At 74.6% G+C, this 1654-nt stretch carries 2 protein-coding genes; both read left to right on the top strand.

The window, feature by feature from the left end; genetic code table 11:
• Positions 1–509 precede the first annotated feature (509 nt).
• A complete protein-coding gene (locus tag D7W79_RS41825) occupies positions 510–1256 on the top strand; it encodes an RNA methyltransferase (RefSeq protein WP_120530733.1) in 747 nt (248 codons plus the stop codon).
• A gap of 93 nt (positions 1257–1349) precedes the next feature.
• The gene (locus D7W79_RS41820) at positions 1350–1577 is read left to right on the top strand and encodes a hypothetical protein (protein ID WP_120530732.1); all 228 of its coding nucleotides are present in this window, start codon (positions 1350–1352) and stop codon (positions 1575–1577) included.
• The last annotated feature ends 77 nt before the right edge of the window (positions 1578–1654 follow it).

The following is a 1654-nucleotide window of genomic DNA, read 5'->3' as shown; positions in this document are numbered from 1 at the left end:
CCTGCTTGCAGCCGGCGACGAGCGCGCCCACGAGCAACGCCGGCAGCAGCCAGCGGGCACGGGGTGCGCGCGCGGCTTTCGGCGGGACAGCGGACTGCGGGGACATGTTTCCTCCAGGGGGTGTCGGCGGAACCGATTTCATGCCGCGTGCCGCGCGTGGGACGCCTCGGAGGCGCACGGAAAGTGCGGCCCGGCGACCACGTGCCGGCGCTCCCCCCTGCGCGTCCGCGGGCCCACAGGGTGTCCGGGCAGCCACACTCGCGGGTGGACTTCAGGACGCGTGGGACGCGGGATTTCGCCGTGCACAGTGGCGGTGAGACGCCTCGGCGGTCAACTGGGGGCGCCCCTCCTTCGGACGGCCCCGCCGCGCACCTCCCGCACGGTGCGGTCCCAACTGGTCCGACTGTCGGACCAGTTCAGGCCCTGCGCCGCCGACAGGGGACCGCACCGTTCTCACCTTCTCATCCAGGTGGACAGGACGCGTGCCCGGGGGCTTAGGGTGCGCGGCCATGGTGCTGCCCGTCCGATTCGTCCTCATGCGCCCGCGCAACGCGGAGAACCTGGGCGCCGCCGCCCGCGCCCTGAAGAACTGCGGCCTGTCCGACTGGGCCTGGGTGACGCCGGAGGTCGAGGACCTGGGCCCGGCCCACCGGCTGGCGGTGCACGCGGAGGACGTGCTGGGTGGGGCGAAGCGGCCGGACACGCTGGACGCGGCGGTGTCCGACTGCGTCTGGGTGGTGGGGACCAGCTCCCGCAAGGTGGAGGGCAAGCGCCGGCTGTCGCCCCGGGCCGTGGGCGAGGAGCTGGTGGCGCGGGCGAAGCAGGGGCCGGTGGCGCTCGTCTTCGGGGACGAGCGCAGCGGGCTCACCAACGCGGAGGTGGAGCGCTGCCACGACCTGTCCGCGGTGCCCACCGCGCCGGAGCAGCCGTCCATCAACCTGGCGCAGGCGGTGCTGCTCTACGCCTACGAGGTCCGCATGGCCCACCTCGCGGACACCGCGCCGCCGCCGGGCCCCCTGCCCCTGGCCGCCACGGACGCGGAGCTGGCCCGCGTGGAGTCCACGCTGGAGGCGCTGCTGACCACGGGCGGCTTCCTCGTGGATGAGCAGCCCGGACGCACGGCGGTGAGGGACCTGGTCGCGCCCCTGCGCCGCTCCCGCCTCACCCGGAACGAGGCCCGGCTCTGGCTGGCCGCGCTGCACACCGTGCGCAAGCACTTCCCCCAGGAGGGCGGGCCTCCGGAGGACGACACCTGAGCAGGCAGGGGGACGCTGCTGCCGCGCGCTGCGGGATGCCCACGCGTCGCTACCTTTCCCGGACCAGCGGAACCCTTCGGGAAGGAGCACCGCGTGAACCACATGCCCTATGAGTCGATGATCGTGGGAGGCAGCGAGCCCGGCCCTGGCCGTCAGGCACCTGCCCACGAGGAGGTACATGAGGAACCCGGCCGCACGCCCGGGACGGCGGAGGACGGCGGGTTGGAGGAGGAGCCCCACCGCATGGCGGACGGCGACGAGCCCGGCCCGACGCCGGGCTCCGCCGAGGGCGAGGATCCGGACGAGCCGGCCCGGCGTTAACTCCCAGCACGCCGCCGCCCGAGCGCGGCTATGGTGCCGCGCCCATGCCTCGCAAGCCCGAACGGCCCCCCAAGTCC

The organism is Corallococcus exercitus, assembly GCF_003611585.1.
GTDB classification, from domain to species: Bacteria; Myxococcota; Myxococcia; order Myxococcales; family Myxococcaceae; genus Corallococcus; species Corallococcus exercitus.
This window is presented reverse-complemented; position numbering and strand designations above follow the sequence as displayed.

What these genes read in the sequence shown, in the direction of transcription:
- D7W79_RS41825 (WP_120530733.1), top strand. Translation starts at nt 510, where the DNA reads ATGGTGCTGCCCGTCCGATTCGTCCTCATGCGCCCGCGCAACGCGGAG.